Source organism: Niastella koreensis GR20-10, from assembly GCF_000246855.1.
Lineage (GTDB): Bacteria > Bacteroidota > Bacteroidia > Chitinophagales > Chitinophagaceae > Niastella > Niastella koreensis.
The window spans coordinates 6920289-6940736 of record NC_016609.1; the positions used below are offsets into that span (position 1 = coordinate 6920289).

Annotated in this window: 14 protein-coding genes; 13 read left to right on the top strand and 1 reads right to left on the bottom strand. The window is 42.3% G+C overall.

The window, feature by feature from the left end; translation table 11 throughout:
• Positions 1 to 13: 13 nt before the first annotated feature.
• The 4 genes from NIAKO_RS27305 to NIAKO_RS27320 all read left to right on the top strand — a co-directional run bounded on the left by NIAKO_RS27305 (position 14) and on the right by NIAKO_RS27320 (position 5994).
• Positions 14 to 1402, top strand: coding sequence for a dihydroorotase (locus NIAKO_RS27305; RefSeq protein ID WP_014221694.1), 1389 nt, complete (start codon positions 14 to 16; stop codon positions 1400 to 1402).
• Between the two features lie 29 nt (positions 1403 to 1431).
• Positions 1432 to 2745 (top strand): MutS-related protein, encoded by a 1314-nt coding sequence (locus NIAKO_RS27310; RefSeq protein WP_014221695.1) that lies wholly within the window; start codon positions 1432 to 1434, stop codon positions 2743 to 2745.
• A gap of 24 nt (positions 2746 to 2769) precedes the next feature.
• Positions 2770 to 4365, top strand: coding sequence for a M1 family metallopeptidase (locus NIAKO_RS27315; protein ID WP_014221696.1), 1596 nt, complete (start codon positions 2770 to 2772; stop codon positions 4363 to 4365).
• An 84-nt stretch (positions 4366 to 4449) separates the two neighbouring features.
• A complete protein-coding gene (locus NIAKO_RS27320) occupies positions 4450 to 5994 on the top strand; it encodes a YifB family Mg chelatase-like AAA ATPase (protein ID WP_014221697.1) in 1545 nt (514 codons plus the stop codon).
• A 76-nt stretch (positions 5995 to 6070) separates the two neighbouring features.
• Here NIAKO_RS27320 and NIAKO_RS27325 read toward each other — a convergent pair whose 3' ends face one another.
• Positions 6071 to 6829 (bottom strand): sugar transferase, encoded by a 759-nt coding sequence (locus tag NIAKO_RS27325; protein WP_049815621.1) that lies wholly within the window; start codon positions 6827 to 6829, stop codon positions 6071 to 6073.
• A 451-nt stretch (positions 6830 to 7280) separates the two neighbouring features.
• On the opposite strand from NIAKO_RS27325, the gene NIAKO_RS27330 reads away from it, so the two are divergent.
• The 9 genes from NIAKO_RS27330 (at position 7281) to NIAKO_RS37270 (ending at position 20448) form a co-directional block, all read left to right on the top strand.
• Positions 7281 to 8102: a glycosyltransferase gene (locus tag NIAKO_RS27330; protein WP_165761277.1), complete on the top strand. Its 822-nt coding sequence runs from the start codon at positions 7281 to 7283 to the stop codon at positions 8100 to 8102.
• Positions 8103 to 8200: 98 nt separating this feature from the next.
• Positions 8201 to 9328, top strand: a complete 1128-nt coding sequence (locus NIAKO_RS27335) for a glycosyltransferase (RefSeq protein WP_014221699.1) — start codon at positions 8201 to 8203, stop codon at positions 9326 to 9328.
• A 17-nt stretch (positions 9329 to 9345) separates the two neighbouring features.
• Positions 9346 to 9714, top strand: a complete 369-nt coding sequence (locus NIAKO_RS27340; protein WP_014221700.1) for a hypothetical protein — start codon at positions 9346 to 9348, stop codon at positions 9712 to 9714.
• A 225-nt stretch (positions 9715 to 9939) separates the two neighbouring features.
• A complete protein-coding gene (locus tag NIAKO_RS27345) occupies positions 9940 to 13047 on the top strand; it encodes a glycosyltransferase (protein WP_014221701.1) in 3108 nt (1035 codons plus the stop codon).
• Positions 13048 to 13115: 68 nt separating this feature from the next.
• Entirely contained in the window at positions 13116 to 13877 is a 762-nt protein-coding gene (locus NIAKO_RS27350) for a transketolase (RefSeq protein ID WP_014221702.1), read from the top strand.
• A complete protein-coding gene (locus NIAKO_RS27355; RefSeq protein WP_014221703.1) occupies positions 13874 to 14800 on the top strand; it encodes a transketolase family protein in 927 nt (308 codons plus the stop codon). The genes NIAKO_RS27350 and NIAKO_RS27355 overlap by 4 nt, the downstream gene beginning before the upstream one ends.
• On the top strand, positions 14790 to 16730 hold the full coding sequence (locus NIAKO_RS27360; RefSeq protein ID WP_014221704.1) for an NAD-dependent epimerase/dehydratase family protein: 1941 nt from the start codon (positions 14790 to 14792) through the stop codon (positions 16728 to 16730). The genes NIAKO_RS27355 and NIAKO_RS27360 overlap by 11 nt, the downstream gene beginning before the upstream one ends.
• Positions 16723 to 17442 carry a class I SAM-dependent methyltransferase gene (locus NIAKO_RS27365; RefSeq protein WP_014221705.1) on the top strand — a complete coding sequence of 240 codons (720 nt, stop codon included), beginning with the start codon at positions 16723 to 16725 and terminating at the stop codon, positions 17440 to 17442. Before NIAKO_RS27360 ends, NIAKO_RS27365 begins: the two co-directional genes overlap by 8 nt.
• A 30-nt stretch (positions 17443 to 17472) precedes the next feature.
• Positions 17473 to 20448, top strand: coding sequence for an acyltransferase family protein (locus NIAKO_RS37270; protein ID WP_014221706.1), 2976 nt, complete (start codon positions 17473 to 17475; stop codon positions 20446 to 20448).

The following is a 20448-nucleotide window of genomic DNA, read 5'->3' on the forward strand; positions in this document are numbered from 1 at the left end:
ATTTTTTCAAGATATGCAAAATTACCTGATAAAAAATATAATGGTCGTGAATGAAGGAGTGTCAGCCGTGAAGGATGTATTGATCAAAAACGGCCGCATTGAAAAGATTGATAATAACATTCAACCAGATATATTAGTTACTGAAATAAACGGCCAGGGATTGCATTTATTACCTGGCGCCATCGACGACCAGGTTCACTTCAGGGAGCCTGGCCTTACCCACAAAGCTACCATTTATACTGAATCGAAAGCAGCTGTTGCCGGCGGGGTAACTTCCTTTATGGAAATGCCCAATACCATGCCACCTGTGTTTACCCAGGAACTGCTGGAACAGAAATACGCCATTGGCGCCAATAGCGCCCTTGCCAATTACTCATTTTACATGGGCACCTCCAACGACAACGCTGAAGAAGTGCTGAAAACAAATAGCCGGAAAAAAGATATTTGCGGCATCAAGATCTTTATGGGTTCGTCTACCGGCGGGTTACTGGTTGACAACTACCTTACACTTAATAAAATTTTCCAGGAGAGCGAAGTGTTGATCGCCACCCATTGTGAAGATGAAAAGATCATCAAATCGAATTACGAAAGAATAAAAACCGAAAAAGGCACCCTGGACCCGGCAGATCATCCAAGAATAAGGGATGAAAATGGTTGTTTTGAAAGTTCACTGGTTGCCATTCAGTTTGCCAAAAGGTATAATACCCGTTTGCACATCCTGCACATTACCACCGAAAAAGAGCTGGCTTTATTCAGCAACATGAAACCCCTGGAGCAAAAGAATATTACAGCCGAAGTGTGCGTGCATCACCTGCATTTTACCAGTAATGATTACGATCGCCTGGGCAATTTAATAAAATGCAACCCGGCCATTAAAGCGCCTAACAACCGCGAAGCGCTTTGGCAGGCACTGCTCGATGACCGCCTGGATGTAATTGCTACCGATCACGCCCCGCATACCCTGGAGGAAAAGGGTGTTAGCCGCAACGCAGCCGGTTTGTTAACCCTGCCGCCTGTAGAACCCGGCAGTTATGAAAAATCCCATGCCGGTCTACCACTGGTGCAGCACAGCCTGCTGTTGATGTTGCATTACGTAAAAGAAGGGCGTATCACCATTGAAAAAGTGGTAGAGAAAATGAGCCATGCCGTAGCCAAATGCTACCAGGTTGCTGACCGCGGCTACATCAGGGAAGGCTATAAGGCCGACCTGGTTATTGTTGATATGAATGCAACTACCACAGCTACAAAAGATAACGTATTGTATAAATGCAGCTGGAGCCCCCTGGAACAATTTACATTTCCCGCAGCCATTACCCACACTTTTGTAAATGGCAACCTGGTTTATGGAAATGGACAGTGGAATGAATCTAATAAGGGAGAACGATTGTTATTTAATCGGTAACTTACGAAAACCCAAGAAGGAGCAACAGCATGGAACTGGACAATACCACCTATAACGACCTGTCTGTATTTCAACATGAGGAAGAATTTTCAATATTCCACCGGCTTTGTTTTACCCGTACCTCCCAGGGGCGCGACTGGCTGTTGAAATTTTTCAGTAATCCTTTTAACGATCTGAAGCCGATCCTGGATACCCAGCAGATAGTTAGGTCAATCATCGAACACCTCGATAAATGGCCCAATGAAATCAGCAATGGTACCCTGATGGTAATTGAAAAATTCTACGATAGCAATGTAGATGCTATTCCCAATGCCAACTTATTTCATGCACTCACCTATAAATTTTTGAATGGGGCCGATTTCTCACTGGTGCGGTATTCCATTTCCCACTTTGCAGACCTGTTAAAAGGAATGCACAAACTGGTGGAGCTGCTGGATAACGACCGGGCGCCCCTGATGATTAGAACATACCTGCGCCGGGCAGCCGATTTAATGAACAAACCGATCCTGCACGAACTGCGCCAGCGGGAACGGGGTAAGGAATTTACCTGGCGGGAAACCCTGTATTATGGGGGTTACATCAGAGACCAGTTCAGGCTGTCGGCACATGACCTTATAGCCATTTATGGCCGCATCGATGGGTGGTACTCCATGGCAGTAGCGGTGCAGAAAATGGGACTTAGTTTTCCTGAGTTTATAGACCAGGAACAACCCATTATAGAGGCCCGTAAGTTGTATCATATCCTGCTGTCTACACCCACTCCATACGATGTGCAGTTAAGCCCCGGTAATAATTTCCTGTTTCTTACCGGGGCTAATATGGCCGGTAAAAGCACGTTCATTAAGGCCGTGGGCAGTACGGTATTCCTGGCCCACCTGGGTATGGGCGTACCTGCAGAGCATATGCGTTTAACGTTGTTCGATGGGTTGCTGAGTAATATCAATGTAGTTGATAACATCATTAAAGGCGAAAGCTATTTCTTCAACGAAGTACAACGCATAAAAAATACCATCACTAAAATTAACGATGGCCGCAAATGGCTGGTGCTGATAGATGAATTGTTTAAAGGCACCAACGTGCAGGATGCCATGAAATGCTCTTCGGTGGTTATACAGGGTTTGATAAAAATAAAGAGCTCCCTTTTTATCTTATCAACCCACCTGTACGAAATAGGGGAAGAGTTAAAACAATACCCCAATATTTCCTTCCGCTTTTTTGAAACCTCGGTTAATAACGATCAACTGGAGTTCAGTTATCAATTGCGGGAAGGCATAAGCAATGACCGTTTGGGTTACCTGATCCTTAAAAGGGAAAAGGTGGTGGATATGCTGGAGAAGTTGTAAGTTCATGGCAGCAAAAACGCCTACATGAAGAAGATCCTGCTGCTTTTTATTGCCATTGGCTTTGTTATTAGCGTACAGGCCCAGCGCCCGGGCGCCGCTATAGACATACAGCACTATACATTTTCAATCTCCCTTAGCGATACCAGCAACCTGGTAAAGGGAAATGCTGCTGTAGATATATTATTCATAAAAGAGGCGCCTGCCATTACGCTTGACCTGGTATCCAAAGACAATAACAACAAAGGCCAGGCGGTGTTGCAGGTTACGGAAAAAGGCAAACCACTCACGTTTACACATACCAACAACCAGTTAACCATACAATTTGCGGCCCCGGTCAAAAGCGGAGAACGCAAGACAATCGAGATCACTTATGAAGGTATTCCAGCCGATGGATTGGTGATTACCAAAAACAAATACGGCCACCGCGTTTTCTTTGCCGATAACTGGCCCAACCGCGCGCGCAACTGGCTGCCCTGCGTTGACCACCCGGCCGATAAAGCCTCCCTTGATTTTATAGTAACCGCTCCTGCCCATTACCAGGTAATCGCAAACGGCGTTAAGGCCGAAGACACTACTTATAATATTCAGTTGCGGCGTACACACTATACCGAAACCACTCCCCTCTCCACCAAAATAATGGTGATAGGCGTTGCAGAATTTGCCGTTCAGCAATCAGGAACAGTGAATAACATTCCGGTGTCCAGCTGGGTGTACCCCGAAGAAAAAGACAAAGGCTTTTACGACTATGCCCTGGCCGTTGACATTCTTCCCTGGTTTATAAAAAATGTGGGACCTTATGCGTTTAAAAAGCTGGCCAATGTTGAATCTACCACCATCTTCGGCGGTATGGAAAACGCCAGTGCCATTTTTTATTCCGATGAAGCTTCTATTACCGGTACCCGCAAAAGCGAATCGTTATTGACCCATGAAATAGCGCACCAGTGGTTTGGCGATATGGCTACCGAAGCCGACTGGAGCCATTTGTGGTTAAGTGAAGGCTTTGCCACCTACATGACTGTTCTGTACTTTGAACAAAAGCATGGCAGTGACACCGCAAAAAAAATGCTGGCAAAGGACCGCGAAAAGGTAATTGATTTCGCCAGAAAGAGAATGCGTCCGGTGGTTGATTCCTCCGTTACCAACTATATGGAATTGCTGAACGCCAACTCCTATCAAAAAGGCGGCTGGGTATTACATATGCTGCGGCGGCAGTTGGGCGATGAATTATTCTGGAAAGGCATTCAAACTTATTACAGCCGCTTTAGCGGTAAAAATGCGGTTACCGGCGATCTGTGCAAAGCAATGGAAGATGTATCGGGCAAAAGCCTGCAACCCTTTTTTCAACAATGGTTGTTCAGGGCCGGCCAACCCAAACTCGATCTCACCTGGACATACAATGCCACTAAAAAAGAAGTAAACATTACAGTTATACAACAACAAAGTGAACTGTACCAGTTCCCCCTTGAGCTGCAAACGGGGAATAACGAAATAAAACAGGTGGCTATCAGCAACCGGGAAACTACTGTAACTTTTCCGGCAACCATAAAACCGGCCGCCTTAACTGTTGACCCCAACGTAAACCTGTTGTTTGAAGGCACCATAAAAGAAGCAAAGCCCTAACACTTGCGGACTTACATACACATTAAACAAAACGAATACTGATTTTTCTTTATCTTTCCATACGTATAACCATAAACTTTATTCATGCTTGTCAAAACGTATGGAAGTGCCGTATATGGCGTGGAAGCTATAACCATTACGGTAGAAGTAAATGTAATGCCGGGCAACATCCATTACTACATTGTAGGGTTGCCCGATAATGCGGTAAAAGAAAGTCTGCAACGGGTAGAAAGCGCTATCAAGACCATTGGCTATCAAATGCCCCGCACCAAACTGGTGATTAACCTGGCGCCGGCCGATATAAAGAAAAGCGGCTCCTCCTTCGACCTCGCCATCGCCATTGGCATACTCGCCGCCAATAATCAGTTGAAAGATCCCCAGCGATTAAAAGATTATGTAATTATGGGTGAGCTTAACCTCGATGGAACGGTTCATCCCATAAAAGGCGCCCTGCCAATTGCCATTACCGCCCGCCAAGAAGGCTTTAAAGGACTGATAGTTCCCAAACAAAATTGTCGCGAAGCAGGCATGGTGAACGCATTGCCGGTATACGGTGTTGAACACCTTACCGAACTGATAAAGTTCCTGAACGATGAATTAAGCATAGAACCGGTAGCCATCAATACAAGGGAAGAATTTTTTGAAGCCCAGGAAGATTTTGAATATGATTTCTGTGAAGTAAAGGGACAGGAAAACATCAAGCGAGCGCTTGAGATAACAGCCGCGGGAGGTCACAACGCCATTCTTATTGGGCCGCCGGGATCCGGTAAAACCATGCTGGCTAAACGGTTGTCAACCATTCTGCCGCCCCTGTCGTTAAAAGAAGCATTGGAAACTACCAAAATACATTCCGTAGCAGGCAAGCTTCCGGCGCATGCAACGCTGATAGCGAAAAGACCGTTCCGCTCCCCCCATCATACCATCAGTGATGTGGCGCTGGTAGGTGGCGGTAGTTTACCCCAGCCCGGCGAAATTTCGCTGGCGCATAACGGTGTTTTGTTCCTCGACGAACTGCCCGAATTTAAACGAAGTGTGCTGGAAGTGATGCGGCAGCCATTGGAAGAACGGCGGGTAAGTATAAGCCGGGCCCGGGTAGTTATTGATTTTCCGGCCAGTTTTATGTTGATCTCGGCCATGAACCCCTGCCCCTGCGGTTTTTATAACCATCCCGAAAAAGAATGTACCTGTGCACCTGGCATCGTTCATAAATACCTGAATAAAATCTCGGGGCCCTTACTCGATCGTATCGATCTGCATGTAGAAGTAACACCAGTACCCTTCAACGATCTGAGCAGGCCCCGGCCGGCAGAACCTTCATCGGCCATCAGGGCAAGGGTGATAGAAGCCCGGGCCATACAAACACAGCGTTTTAAAAATAACGCCGGCATTTATTGCAATGCACAAATAACCAGTAAGTTGTTAAAAGAAGTATGTACGCCTGATGCTGCGGCATTAAACCTGTTGAAAGCGGCCATGGTAAAGCTCAATTTATCGGCGCGGGCGTATGATCGTATTTTAAAAGTGAGTCGTACAGTTGCCGATCTGGCGGGAAGTGAAGCTATTTTAACCGAACACGTGGCGGAAGCTATAACCTACAGGAATCTTGACAGAGATAGTTGGGGCGGGTGAAAAAAGAAGCAATCGATGGCAAAAGAAAAGAAAGCAATAGAAAAAAAGGTGGCAAGCAAACATTAGAATCGTTCAACTAGTTCTGAATCGTTTTAAGCGAAGGCGTGTTCCATTCTTCAGTAGAAACTTTGTTCTCGCTTTTGCTTTTAAAGACCCTGGTAAAAACTTCTCCGATGATCTGGGCAATTGTTTTACGAACAATCCGTACATCTAACCAGAAGTTTGCATTACGAACATAAAAAGCATCAAACTGGTAACGGTGAAAAATGCTTTCAAAATCTTTGGTAGGACCGCGATAGCCTTTGATCTGGGCCAAACCGGTAATACCGGGTTTTACCAGGTTTCTGAATTTATAACCGCTAACAGCGTTGGCGAATTTATTGCAGTCGGCATTCATATGCGGGCGTGGGCCAACAATACTCATCTGACCCATTAATACATTGAAGAACTGAGGGAATTCATCCAAACCGGTAACGCGTAAAAATTTACCGATACGGGTAATGCGGGGATCATCTTCACTGGCCTGACGAATATCAGCCTCCCTATTAATGTACATTGTACGCAGCTTATAACACCAAAAAATACGTCCCAGAAACCCTACACGCTTTTGTTTAAAAAATACGGGGCCTCTGGAATCCAGTTTTATAGCCAGCATTAAGATGGGTAATAACCAGGAAAGAACCAGCACAATGATCATCAAAGATGTCACAATATCAAAAACACGCTTGGCAACAAAATATCCATGCTTGCGCTCCAAATACAGCCTGAGTGATGGCGTCTGCTCTGTAAAAAACTTAACTCTCTTATATACTAAATTTTCGGGTTGCTCGATCATAGCACAGGTATTATGGTTCTTCAAGGACTTTGTTAACGAAATTAATGCCGTATTAGTGCCTCACTCACACTTTAACATCACATTTAATATTAAAACAACAAAATCACTTAAACCCCTAAACAAATAATTTTTTAAATGTATAAAATCCCACCATTGACAACGCAAACTTAAGAAAGGTTGCACCAAAAAAGGTTTAAAATAATTTTGCTATTTTCTTTTATATCAACACTTTTCACGGAAAACTCTCAAAACTGCACGCTTATTGCTAAAACTGCACACTTATCGATTCAGGTACACATTTTTTTAACTTTTTATGGTGAGGTAAAGCAACGTTTACGGGCATTTTTACACTCCTTTAGCAGTCGAATGTTTAAAAATGCGTTTACATTTGCAGAATTAATTAAAAACTACTGTCAGCGAAGGTTGTATGTCATATAACCGCAATCAGAAAATGAAATCTTGCCCCCAAAAATTTGATTTTTACCTGTTAATACCCTTTTACAATAATCTACCGGGGTTGCTTCATTCATTGCAAAGCGTACAGTATGATGCGGACAAATATGCAGTAGTAATTGTTGACGATGGTAGCCTACAACCCGTTACCCTGGAAGATGTGTACAGGCAGATTTCCCGGGATATATCCGTTGAAATAATACAATTGCCTTGTAATAAAGGAATTACAATTGCCCTAAACACCGGGCTTCAGTGGATCAGGCAGCAGAACAATGCCAGTTTTGTTGCCCGGCTCGATTGTGGTGACATTTGTTCGCCGGAAAGATTTTACCGTCAGGTAATTTTTTTAAAAGAGCATACACAAATAAACCTGGTTGGCAGCTGGTGCGTTTTCAAGGACTTTACAACCAATGTAGCTTTTAAATATATTACCCCATCCCAACCTAATAAGATAAAAAGGGGTATGTATTTCAGGAATCTTTTCATCCATCCTACCGTAATGTGGCGATGTGATGTTATGGGGGAGAACGAACTGTACCCCGAAACCTACCCGGATGCCGAGGATTATGGCTTTTTTTACCAGTTCCTGTCGAAGGGCGAATGCGCCATTATTCCTGAATACCTGGTAACCTGCGAAATAAATCATAAAGGTATTTCGCTGAATTCCAGAAAAAAGCAGCTGAATAGCCGGATTAAAGTGGTGAGAGAATACGGAAAAAATAGGGTTTTACGTTATTTGGGGGTTTTTAAACTGAGGTTGCTCTTAATTATCCCATATAGCCTGGTTTTTGCGATGAAAAGGGCTTTGTATGGAGTTTAATAAAATACAGATCAGATGCCATATGATAAAGACAGGGCTTATTTTTATATAAGCACCTGAAAACAAATGAGTTGCTGTTACCATTAAATCCATTTATTATGAAAATTGTACATGTGGCAGAGGCTTTTGCGGGTGGGATCGTAGTCTTTGTAAAATCCTTGGTTGAGAATATGCCTGATGATGAGCATATTATTGTTCATGGTGAAAGAGCCCATGTAACAAGATTTACTGATATTAGAAAACAGTTTGCCCAAACCAATGCCCGTTTTGTGCGGTGGCATTCAGCCCAACGGAGCATCAAAGTATCGAAAGATTTCGCGGCATTTTTTGAATTATATAAGGTTTTAAAACGGCTGAAAAAGCAACACCAGATCGACGCCGTTCATTTACACTCTTCAAAAAGTGGGTTTATTGGTAGACTTGTATGTAAGGTACTGGGGATCAATAATGTAATTTATACTCCCAATGGAGCTCCCTTCCTGGTGAGCACCAGTAAAATATCTAACTTTTTGTACAAGCAACTCGAACGCCTGGGTAATAACTTTGGCGGCCAGGTGGTTTGCTGCTCCCCCTCAGAACAGGAGGAATACGAAAAAGCTGGTATTCAGGCCATTACCATTAATAATGGGATCAAATTCGACCGGTTCAACCACATCGAAACAGAGCCTGCCAATAAAAAATTCTGTATTGTAACCAGCGGCCGGATCATCAATCAAAAAAATCCCGCTTTATTCAATAGCATTGCCCAGTACTTCCAGGAATTTAAACAATTTGAGTTCATCTGGATCGGCGATGGACCCGAGAGAGCATTATTAACTTCTTCTAATATAACGATTACCGGCTGGATGCCCGGCGAGGAAGTAGCCCGCCTGATTTCCTCGGCAAATGTGTATTTATCTACTGCAAATTTTGAAGGCCTCCCTTATGCCGTACTGGAAGCCCTGGCATTAAGAAAACCGGTTCTGCTCACCGACAGCGTTGGGAACCGTGACCTGGTTAAGTCATGTTTAAATGGTGACCTGTTTAAACATCATTCAGAAGCCATAGTCAAACTGCTGCAATATTTTAACAATACCAGCATGCTCAGCATTATGGGAGAATTTTCTGCCCTTCATGGCAAAGAATCATTTAATGTAAATCATACCTTTACCCGGTACAGGCATCTGTATGCCGGCAATCATATTGAAAATGATCGTTATTTAAAGCCGGCACTGGTAAATGCCTGATAAAATCGATTTCAACCATGGAGAAGCAACTCAACGGGGCTATTAGTCAGGATATGATCAGACAGAACCTCGACCATATAAGAAACTTTATTGAAATTGAGCTGGCCGAAAAAAAAGCAACGATAAAAGAGCAGACAGCAGAAATTGATGAGTTAAAAAAACAATTGCAACAAAAAAATATTGCCATCAGCATGTTTGAAGCCAACACCCGTGAGTTTCAGGAAACAGCTGAAGGTAACAGACAACTGATCAATAAATTATTAGGCGATATAAGTCGACTGCAGAATGATATTGACTGGTACAAAAGAACTTATGAAAAAAGAAGCCTATTGGGTGTATTAAGGGAAAAACTGGCAGGCGGAAAAAAGAACAGACAACCACGCTGATTAAGCATTATTAACCAAACGCCTAATTATAATCCTAATGAACCAAAGCTATCAAAAAACATCGCCAGACCTTATCCTGGGTATTGAGAACATCCCCATTGGTACAATAATGGCATGAATATTATGCCTAATTCTGTTACCTGTTTAAACATACGTGTACCATTCAAAACTCAAAAACCATAAGTAGCAACCTATCCTGGGTCAACTGCTACAAATACAATTTGTATGTTGCAATTTACGGGGGAAAGATTCATCCCAACCAACGAGCTTATCAATGATGAAATCGGCTTTGAGCACCTGCACCGGTATCACTCCATTATACCATTCATTCAAAATAAATCTGTACTTGATATTGCCTGCGGCGAAGGTTATGGCACCGCTTTAATAGGAAAATACGCACAAAAAGCTGTGGGTGTTGACATTGATGATACCTGTATTCAATGGGGTACCCAACACTATGCCGCCGCCAATAATAAACTGGAATTCAAAAAAGGAACTGTTGACAATATCCCACTCGCCGATAATTCAGTAGATGTAGTAGTATCTTTTGAAACCATTGAACACCTTGATGCAGCCATTCAACAGCGATTTATGGCCGAGGTAAAAAGGGTGTTGCATCCAGATGGAATACTCATTATTTCCACACCCAACACCGCCAACTATTCCGAACGGTATAACTTAAATAATGAATTTCATAAAAAGGAATTTGAGAAAGAAGAATTTCATGAATTTCTAAAGGCACATTTTGCATACGCTTATCACTTTGAACAAGGGTACGAAATAGTAAGTACAATCACCGGAAGTGAGATCAAAGACGTACATCAGTTAACTGTACTCAATTGGGAAAGAAACCTGAAAAAGGCGAATCGCAAATATCTTATCAGTATCGCCAGCAATAAAGAAGTGCAGCAAACAGACCGGCTATCCTCTGTTGTACTGCAGGTAGATAAAGATTTTTTAGGGTTGATAGATTACATAGTTGTGTTGCAGAAACAGGAACAACAGCTTCAAACAACGATTGAACAGGTAAAGGTTCTGGAGCAAACCATACAGCAGTTACAACAAACCATACAGCAACAGAACGAAGTGAACAATCAACTGGCTGCTGCTTTGATAGATAAGGACAATGTCATTACCGATCAAAACTACCGCGTTACCACCGTACAGCAGCAGGTTGACCAGTTGAATGGCCGGTTGTCTGAAATATATTCTTCAGATGGCTGGAAATTGTTGTCGGTTTATTATCGCCTGAAAGGCAAAATACTGCCCGAAAATTCCGGCAGGTATAAAAAGGTAAAAACCCTGATCAATAAACTCCGGAATAAAAAAGCTGACTCGTTCGTTGTTGAAGATTTTACCGCCGCTCATACATTTGAGATCGAAGAGATCACTTCCTTTGACAAAATAGAATTCCCGGTTTTTGATCAACCCAAAGTTTCGATCATAATACCAGCTTATGATGGCTGGCAAATGAATTACAGATGCCTCCGGTCTATTTTCAAAAATACCCACGGCGTAAGCTATGAAGTTATTTTCGCCGATGATGGCTCTTCAGATGAAACGGCAAATATAACCGAATACATAAAAAACGTTGTTTTAATCCGCAACCCTGCCAATTTAGGGTTTCTCAAAAACTGCAACAACGCAACTAAGTTTGCCAAAGGAGAATATATTCTCTTCCTGAACAATGATACAGAAGTTACAACAGGCTGGTTGCATTCCTTAACCCAATTGATGGATAAGGACCATACCATTGGCATCACAGGCTCCAAATTGATCTACCCTGATGGCCGTCTTCAGGAAGCTGGTGGTATCTTCTGGCAGGATGCTTCGGCATGGAATTACGGGCACAAAAGAAACCCCGGAGCACCGGAATATACTTATGTAAAAGAAGTGGATTATATCTCCGGCGCCAGTCTTATGATAAGGAAAAGCGTGTGGGATAAAATAGGCGGTTTCGATGAAAGATATTCACCTGCCTATTGTGAAGATGCGGACCTCGCTTTTGAGGTTAGAAAAATGGGCCTGAAAGTAGTTTACCAGCCATTATCGGTTGTAATCCATCACGAAGGATTTTCACATGGCTCAGATAATAAGCCCAAAGCGGGGTTAACTACCATTAAAGAGTACCAGAAATTAAATATTCTTAAGTTTAAGAGTAAATGGAAGGATGAACTAAAATTACAATTTCCCAATTCCACCAATATTTTTTGGGCCCGCGACAGAAGCCAGTTAAAAAAAACCATCCTGGTGATCGATCATTATGTACCTCATTTTGATAAAGACGCGGGATCAAGAACAACCTTTCAGTACCTTCAGTTATTTACCTCCCTGGGCATGAATGTTAAATTCATAGGTGATAACTTTTATAAACATGAGCCCTACACCACTGTTTTGCAACAGTTGGGTATAGAGGTATTGTTTGGCAGCCATTATGCAGAAAACTGGCAAAAATGGATCCTGGAAAACGAAAAGTATTTTGATTACATTTTATTGAACAGGCCGCACATTTCCTCAAAATATATCGACTTCCTGCGAAGCAATACAAAGGTGAAGATCTATTACTATGGTCATGACCTGCACTTCTACCGCGAATTAAAGGAGTATGAAATAACAAACGATAAGAAAAAACTGAACTCCTCCCGGGAATGGAAAAAAATTGAATACGACCTGTTTAAAAAAGCAGATGTAGTATTAACACCAACCCTCAAGGAAAAGAACATAATACAGGCTGACTTTACCAATAAAAGAATTGAGGTAATGCCTGCATTTTTCTATCCAACCATTCCAGCGCCCATAGATAATTTCGATAACAGGAACGATATCATGTTTGTTGGTGGATTTGCGCATGGGCCCAACCTGAATGCGGTATTATGGTACATTGAAAAAATTCATCCCCTTGTACTGGAAAAAATGCCCCGTACCAGGTTGATCGTTGTAGGATCAAATGTGCCGCCCCAGATCCAGAAACTAGCCTCTGCCAGTATTGTTATTAAAGGGTTTGTCAGCGACCAGGAGCTGGAGGACTTATATAAATCGGTTAAACTGATAGTTATACCTTTACGTTACGGAGCGGGTTTAAAGGGAAAAACGGTTGAGGCAATGGTAAACGGGCTTCCTATTGTAAGTACCTCTTTTGGCCTGGAAGGGCTGCAGGTAGAAGACTGGCTGCAACCACATGATAATGAACAGGATTTTGCAAAAGAAATAATCTCCCTTTACAACGATCGGGAAGCATTGAAAAAGATAAGTGCAAAGATGAATGAATATGCCAGGGAAAATTTCACCAGCGAGGCAGCAGCCATTACATTCAAAAAGATATTTAACTTATAACTCCTTCAACCCTTATTCTATCCCGGTCATTATAGTATTCCAATTTTTAGTTTTTACAACTATATAAAATGCTAATTGAAAAAAGAAATAGTGTAAGAGACAGATTGATCAGGATGTACAAACAGGCCAATGCAGGGCATGTGGGATGTTCATTATCCTGCCTCGACATGGCTGTATTCATTAAGTTTGAATTGATGAAGGTTGCCGATGAACTTATTTTATCAAAAGGGCATGCAGCAGCCTTATTATATAGTTTATTTGCGGAGGATGGCACTATTTCAGCGGCTGAAATTGAGACCTTTTATAAAAATGGCACCCATTTATCGGCCCATCCCCCGGTTAACAAGATCAAAGGGATACCTTTCGCAACAGGAAGCCTGGGGCATGGTTTATCCATAGCCGCCGGTTTGGGCCTTGCAAACAAATTAAAGAAGACCGACAAAAAAATATACTGCATTACTTCCGATGGCGAATTGAATGAAGGCAGTACCTGGGAAGCGGCATTATTTATGGCCCACCATAATTTAAGGAACGTGATCTGGTTTATTGACCGCAACTATTTGCAGGGTTTTGGCAGAACGGAAGACACCATGAAAATGGAGCCGCTGGATAAAAAACTCGAAAGCTTCGGTTTTAACGTGGCCATTGCCGATGGACATGATTTCGATTCCCTGCGACAGGTAACAGCCCAATACAGTACCGATAAACCAACGGCTATCATTTGCAAAACCATTAAAGGGAAAGACCTCAAATTAGCAGATACAGTGGATTGCCATTATCTGCCGCTTACCGAAGAGGACTTTCTTAAATTAACAACTTTACCAGGATGAGAAAAGAATTTGCGGAAGCAGTTATACAATTGGCTAAAGCAAACGATAAGATCGTTTTTCTTACCGGCGACCTCGGCTTTATGGCACTGGAAGGCGTTAAAGACTTTTTAGGCGAGCGTTTTATAAATGCAGGTGTTGCCGAGCAAAACATGGCAACCATGGCTGCTTCGCTGGCTTATGAAGGCTTTACGCCCATTATCTACAGCATATCTCCCTTTATTACCTTAAGACCTTATGAGCAAATAAGGAACGATATATGTTTACATAACATGCCCGTAAAGATCGTGGCCAATGGCGGCGGCTACGGGTATGGCATTATGGGTGGCACCCATCACAATATTGAAGACATAGGATCGATGCGTTTGCTGCCCAACATGAAGGTGTTTGTGCCATTTACAAAACAGGATGTGCTTTCCTCGCTGCAGGAAATGATGCAGGATGCATCGCCCAACTATTTACGGCTGAATTTAGCATCGGCACAGGAAAACCTGCCATCCTTTTCTCAATGGAGAAAATTAAAAGCGGCCAGCTCAAAAACATCCCGGGCTATTATTATCAGCACTGGTACAGTTACCGACAACTTATTCAAATTACCCGAATACCTGTTGAACGACATCGAGATCTGGCTTTTAAGCCAGTTCCCGGTATACAGTATACCGCAGGAGTTGCTGGAAAAAATAGGCGCCGTAAAAAATGTAATAACCATGGAGGAGCACCAGGGTCAATGCGGTTTACACGAAACCCTGGCCAGCCTTCTTTTAAAGAACCTTACAACCCCAATTAAATATAACACCCTTTTCGCTTCAGGATATCCCAGTGGCAGATATGGCTCCCAACAGTGGCACCAGGAAGAGAATAACCTGGCCGGGAAAAATCTTGAAACTAAAATCGAAGAATTTTTAAGTATAAAGCATGCTGTTTAATCAAATAAAATCCGAAGTTCAAAAATTAGAAGGCCCCATTGTAATATTTGGCGCAGGCGGCTTTATTGGAAGCAACCTTTTCAGACAGATCTTACAACACCGGGATGATGTATATGCAATAACATCCAAAGAACCATTCATTCCCTGGCGCATCGATGATTTAAGAGCTGACAGGATCATACATGCTGATATAACAGATATTCACAGCCTGAACCGGCTTTTTTCACAGCACCGGTTCAAAACTATCTTCGATCTGGCTGCCTATGGCGCTTATTCAAAACAAAATGATGTAAAACAAACCTACCAGACAAACGTAATAGGGTTGCTCAATTTGCTCGAAGTGTCTTCTGCATACAACATCAAGGCATTTGTACACGCCGGCAGCTCTTCGGAGTATGGATTAAACTGCAAAGAACCCCTTGAAAGTGCAGAGCTGATGCCTAACAGCCACTATGCTGTTACAAAAGCTTCAGCAGCTAACATGATAAAATACTATGGCACTATTTTACAATTTCCCATAGTTAACCTGCGGTATTATTCCATTTATGGCGAATTTGAAGAGCCCGACAGGCTGATCCCGCAAATCATTGAAAAAGGGATCAAACAGGAATACCCGCCATTGGTGCAACCCGATATTTCAAGAGACTTTGTTTACATCGATGATGCCATCTATGCCACCCTGCTGTCGGCCAATGCCGACTATAAAGTGATAGGCGGCCACTCTATCAACATAGCCTCCAACAAAAAAACAACCATCAGAGACCTGGCCAAAGTTTCTGCAGAAATTTTCAGCATCTCCGGCGAACCCGCCTGGGGAGAATTTGCCAACAGAAAATGGGATTTAAAAGAATGGTATGGCAATGCAGGCCTGGCAAAAAAAGTGTTGAACTGGGAAGCCACTACCAGCCTGAAAGACGGTTTAATAAAAACATACGAATGGCAAAAGGAATACTCAAAACCACTGTATGCTAAAAAGCTTTACCAGGACCAGATCAAGCATAAAATCACCGCCATCATTGCCTGTTACAAAGATGCCCAGGCAATGCCTATTATGTATGAACGCCTGGTAAAGACATTCTATAAGATCAATGTTGATTACGAAATAATTTTTGTGAACGATTGCAGCCCCGATAATACGGCGGACGTATTACAAGGACTGGTTCAAAAAGATAAACACGTTATAGGCATCGAACACTCCCGCAATTTTGGCTCACAAAGCGCTTTTATGAGCGGTATGGAAATCTCCACCGGAGATGCCATCGTGTTGCTGGATGGCGACCTGCAGGACCCACCGGAACTGATTGAACAATTCTACGCCAAATGGAAAGAAGATTTTGATGTAGTGTATGGACAACGAATAAAGAGGGAAGGAAATAAAGTTCTGGTACGTTTGTATAAAGTATTTTACAGGGTATTCAGGAACATGTCTTACATCCCCATGCCATTGGATGCAGGAGACTTTTCTATGATCGACAGAAAGGTTGTAGACGAATTGGTAAAGCTGCCCGAAACAGACCAGTTCCTACGGGGTTTGAGGGCCTGGGTTGGCTTTAAACAAACAGGCGTGCCTTATATAAGACCGGAAAGAATGTTCGGTGTTACCACCAACAACTGGCGAAAGAATTTAGGCTGGGCCCGTAAAGCCATCTTCTCCTTCAGCTATGTTCCCCTGGAATTATTAACCTACCTGGGCTGGACGCTTACGGCCGTTTCATTCCTGGCCATTCTGGTGCAGATAATTTTATACTTTACCGGCTCGCCGATACCCCATGGCATTACCACTATTATTGTATTGATATTGTTCTTTGGCGGCCTGAATATGCTGGCTATATCGATCCTTGGTGAATACCAGGCTAAAATATTTGAGGAAGTAAAAAAGCGGCCTAAATTCATCAGAAGACAGATAATCAAAAACCAACAAGATGCTTAAAAACAATACCTCTATCGTAGATGACAGAGGCTATAACCAGGGATTTCGCGAAACGAAGGCATTGCTGAAAAGAATGGAAAGAAGGGCTGACTGGATGATAGAAGCAATGGATAAACAACCAGGGAGAAAAGTGTTGGAAATTGGGTGTGGTACCGGTTATCTGTCGTATGTTATTGCCTCTAAAACCAAAATGCAGGTACTGGGGTCCGATCTGTGCGTTCCCTTTATACAAGGAGCGAAAGAAAAATACCTGCTGCCAAATCTTGACTTCGATGTGCTTGACTTTAATAAGGCAGCCGAAACCGTTTCTCAAAAATTTGATTATATAATAGGCAATGGCATCCTGCATCATCTTTATTACCACCTCGATGCTGCCCTGCTTGCTTTTAAAAAGATCCTGAATGAGGAAGGTAAGATAGTTTTTATGGAGCCGAATATTTACAATCCCTATGTGGCTACCATTTTTAAAAACAAAACCTTTCGTAAATGGGCAAGGCTGGAACCCGATGAAATGGCATTCTCCAGGTCTTTTATTTCTGAAAAACTACAAGCTGCAGGTTTCAAAAATATAGAGGTAACCTATAAAGATTTTTTATTGCCAGGTGTGCCCAACTGGATGATCAACCCATTGATTGTAGCAGGAAATATTTTAGAAAAATCGCCCGTAAAATACATAAGCCAGTCAATATTGATCAAGGCGTCTACAGCGTAATAATTCATTTTGCAGGTAAATAGTATAAATATGTATCAAGCCAGGCCTTTAGCGGATGTACTTAAACGCGATGGCAATAACTTTGATCTTCTGAGATTAATGGCAGCTATAGCTGTAATTGTTGGTCACGCTTATGCCCTTGCGCCACAGCCCCCGCTTCAGGATAAGGTATTAAGCCTTTTGCATTTTGATTACTCAGGCTCCCTGGCTGTGAAGTTCTTCTTCTTTCTGAGTGGTTTATTAGTTACTAATAGTATCATTACCAGGCCATCTCTCTCCAATTTCGTTATCAAAAGGATTTTTCGCATTTTCCCTGGCCTGCTGGTTTGCCTGTTAATTTCAGTGCTTATAATCGGGCCCATCTTTACCGATCTGTCAATTGGCAGCTACTTTTCAGAGGGTCAAACCTGGCAATTCCTTTTTCATAATTTTTTTCTGTATGATATCGTTTGGAGGTTACCAGGTGTGTTTTCACAAAGCAAGTATGGCGTGAACGGCTCCCTGTGGACTTTACCATACGAGGTTTTATGTTACATCTACCTGGCTGTATTTTTTGGCCTGGGGTTAATAAAAGATAAAATCATAGGCACGCTGGTTTTTGTAATAATCATTGGGCTTTCTTTTGCAGGGCCAACCTATCTGCCAACTTTTTTTGCATCCAACCCCGATTCATTTATGCTTCCCGGTTGTTTTGCACTGGGCGGGCTTTTTGCCGTTCATAAAGATACGCTGAGAATGCAGGTTGTTTCGCTTGTGCTGCTTTGGATGCTGGTTTACCTGTTAAAAGGCACAGGCGCCTATCAACTGTCTTTTTACATCGCCTTGTTCTATTCAGCTATCTTCTTTTCAACGCTTGAGTTTGTCAGAAAAAAACTCATGCTGCCGTTTGATGCTTCCTATGGCGTATATATTTATGGCTTTGTTGTTCAGCAATGCCTGCATGCCATGTTCCCATCCATGGGTGTATATGCAAACCAGTTTTTCTCCATAATAATCGCATTTACCCTTGGAACGTTGTCCTGGTTCTTTGTAGAAAAGCGGTTTATTGATTATGGACATCAGCTTGGCAAGGCAGATTTTCCCGCTTCATGGAGGCAAACCTTTGTTGCTAAAGGAACTACTGATCTAAATAACAGTCTTTTAAATCGAATAAAGGAGAACTATTTTTTCCTTTTTATTCTCTTTTTTCTTGTTTCTCTACTCACGCACGTATTGGTTTTAAAAGAGATCTTTCCGGGTTATTACAGGCCTTTTACCCCGCAGCACTCCGATTTCTACATCGCTGCTGCATTTGCTCATTCAAACTTATCTTTCTATGATTTGCTTTTTTGGCCTCGCCCGGTTAACCTGCTCTTCGCAAAACTTGTTGGGTATACAGGAATAAAAGGAAGTATAGCCAGTGTGGTAGTAATTACCATAGCCAACAGCGTGTTCACAGCTCTTTTAATTAAAAAGCTCCTTAACCTGCGTGCAAACTGGTTCTTATTCTTTTCCTTCTTTCTGTATTGTTATTTACTTTACTCTCAGCCTTATTTCTATACCTTCTATGCGCAGGATATGGGCGCGCAACTCGCCTATTTTTTATTAATTACAGGCGCTTTTATTTTTGCGTTTCAATATAAGAAGCACTTCATCCTGTCATCTGTATTGTTTTTTATATTCGCCCTGCTTGCCTTTCTCAGTAAAGAAACATATGCATTAGCAGCACTTTTCTTCGCAGGGCTTTGGTTTTTGTGGCATTATAAAAGCTCTGTTGTTAAAGCCCTTACTCCGGGTTTTATCATTGCCGGTTCTTTAGTTATTTCCTATTTGATAGGTGTATTGGTTAAGTCAGGATTTATTGATACCAATGCGGATGCATCTTCCGCCTATCATATAAGCTTTAATCCACTAATAGTATTCAGAGAATGGCTCTCCTACGCGCGGGAGGGCCTCAACCTTATACATGTACTCATTTTTGCTCTTATAGCCTATCTGTTGTGGAGCCTTAAATCAAAAGAATTTAAGCTGGCCAAATTTTTAGCTATCGGCCTGGTACTGGGCATTTGCCTGTCGTGGCTGCCTAATGCCCTCCTGCCAAATCACCATTATAAGGGATATTCTTTTAACGGCGCCTACATGCTTTTTGCACTCCTTTGCTTTCTGCCTTTATTTTTTAAAATTTCAAGAACTGGTCAGGTCTTAATGGGACTGGTTATTGCAGGCACCTTACTTTCGCCAGTTTTGAATAAGAAAAAATATGAGGACAATACCTGGGTGCTTATCCAGGAAGAAACGCAACGCAATCTGCTCGCCGGCCTTAATACGACTATCGGTAGTTTACCCGAAACCAAAACACCTTACAAAGTACTGATCAAAGGCATCAGCTTTCCTTTTCATCCATTTGCATTTCCGGAGGCATTGAGGGTTTATTCACATGCTGTTTATGGCACCTATGATGTTATGTTAGACAACCCTTCCATGACCTATAATACAAAGAAAGACCTGGTGACGTTTATCCATCCCAATGACAGTGCGCGTGTACAATACGATTATGAATGGACATTTGGGGATGATGGTTCCTTATTAGCTGATAAGAACCTCATGGCAACGCGTGCTTTGAAGAATTTCTCAGATAGCACAACCCGATTTAAAGTAACCGCTAAAGATCTGACTTCTTATAACCCTGAAGGTTTTTACCCGTTGGAAGGAGATATTTCCTGGACAAATGGTAACGCCAGCCTTTCAGTAAATCAAACGTTTTCCGCTGACACGCTCCTTGTTGCCATGAATACTTATTTGCCTCCCATTAGCCAGAATGTTAATCCTGAAGTAAAATTAATCAGCCAGGGCAAAGAGTATACAGCTTATCAGAAGATGAGAAACGATAACCTGTTCTATTATCTATTTAAAATTCCTAATGGGTTAAAAGTAGACAAGGTATTTATTAAATCAAATACGATTGATGCAACACCTGATCAACGAACGTTGTCATTCCCCTTTATAAGTCTGGAAATTAAAAGATAA

What these genes read in the sequence shown, in the direction of transcription:
- NIAKO_RS27325 (WP_049815621.1), bottom strand. Translation starts at nt 6,829, where the DNA reads ATGATCGAGCAACCCGAAAATTTAGTATATAAGAGAGTTAAGTTTTTT.
- NIAKO_RS27320 (WP_014221697.1), top strand. Translation starts at nt 4,450, where the DNA reads ATGCTTGTCAAAACGTATGGAAGTGCCGTATATGGCGTGGAAGCTATA.
- NIAKO_RS27330 (WP_165761277.1), top strand. Translation starts at nt 7,281, where the DNA reads ATGAAATCTTGCCCCCAAAAATTTGATTTTTACCTGTTAATACCCTTT.
- NIAKO_RS27310 (WP_014221695.1), top strand. Translation starts at nt 1,432, where the DNA reads ATGGAACTGGACAATACCACCTATAACGACCTGTCTGTATTTCAACAT.
- NIAKO_RS37270 (WP_014221706.1), top strand. Translation starts at nt 17,473, where the DNA reads ATGTATCAAGCCAGGCCTTTAGCGGATGTACTTAAACGCGATGGCAAT.
- NIAKO_RS27355 (WP_014221703.1), top strand. Translation starts at nt 13,874, where the DNA reads ATGAGAAAAGAATTTGCGGAAGCAGTTATACAATTGGCTAAAGCAAAC.
- NIAKO_RS27360 (WP_014221704.1), top strand. Translation starts at nt 14,790, where the DNA reads ATGCTGTTTAATCAAATAAAATCCGAAGTTCAAAAATTAGAAGGCCCC.
- NIAKO_RS27345 (WP_014221701.1), top strand. Translation starts at nt 9,940, where the DNA reads ATGTTGCAATTTACGGGGGAAAGATTCATCCCAACCAACGAGCTTATC.
- NIAKO_RS27305 (WP_014221694.1), top strand. Translation starts at nt 14, where the DNA reads ATGCAAAATTACCTGATAAAAAATATAATGGTCGTGAATGAAGGAGTG.
- NIAKO_RS27315 (WP_014221696.1), top strand. Translation starts at nt 2,770, where the DNA reads ATGAAGAAGATCCTGCTGCTTTTTATTGCCATTGGCTTTGTTATTAGC.
- NIAKO_RS27350 (WP_014221702.1), top strand. Translation starts at nt 13,116, where the DNA reads ATGCTAATTGAAAAAAGAAATAGTGTAAGAGACAGATTGATCAGGATG.
- NIAKO_RS27340 (WP_014221700.1), top strand. Translation starts at nt 9,346, where the DNA reads ATGGAGAAGCAACTCAACGGGGCTATTAGTCAGGATATGATCAGACAG.
- NIAKO_RS27365 (WP_014221705.1), top strand. Translation starts at nt 16,723, where the DNA reads ATGCTTAAAAACAATACCTCTATCGTAGATGACAGAGGCTATAACCAG.
- NIAKO_RS27335 (WP_014221699.1), top strand. Translation starts at nt 8,201, where the DNA reads ATGAAAATTGTACATGTGGCAGAGGCTTTTGCGGGTGGGATCGTAGTC.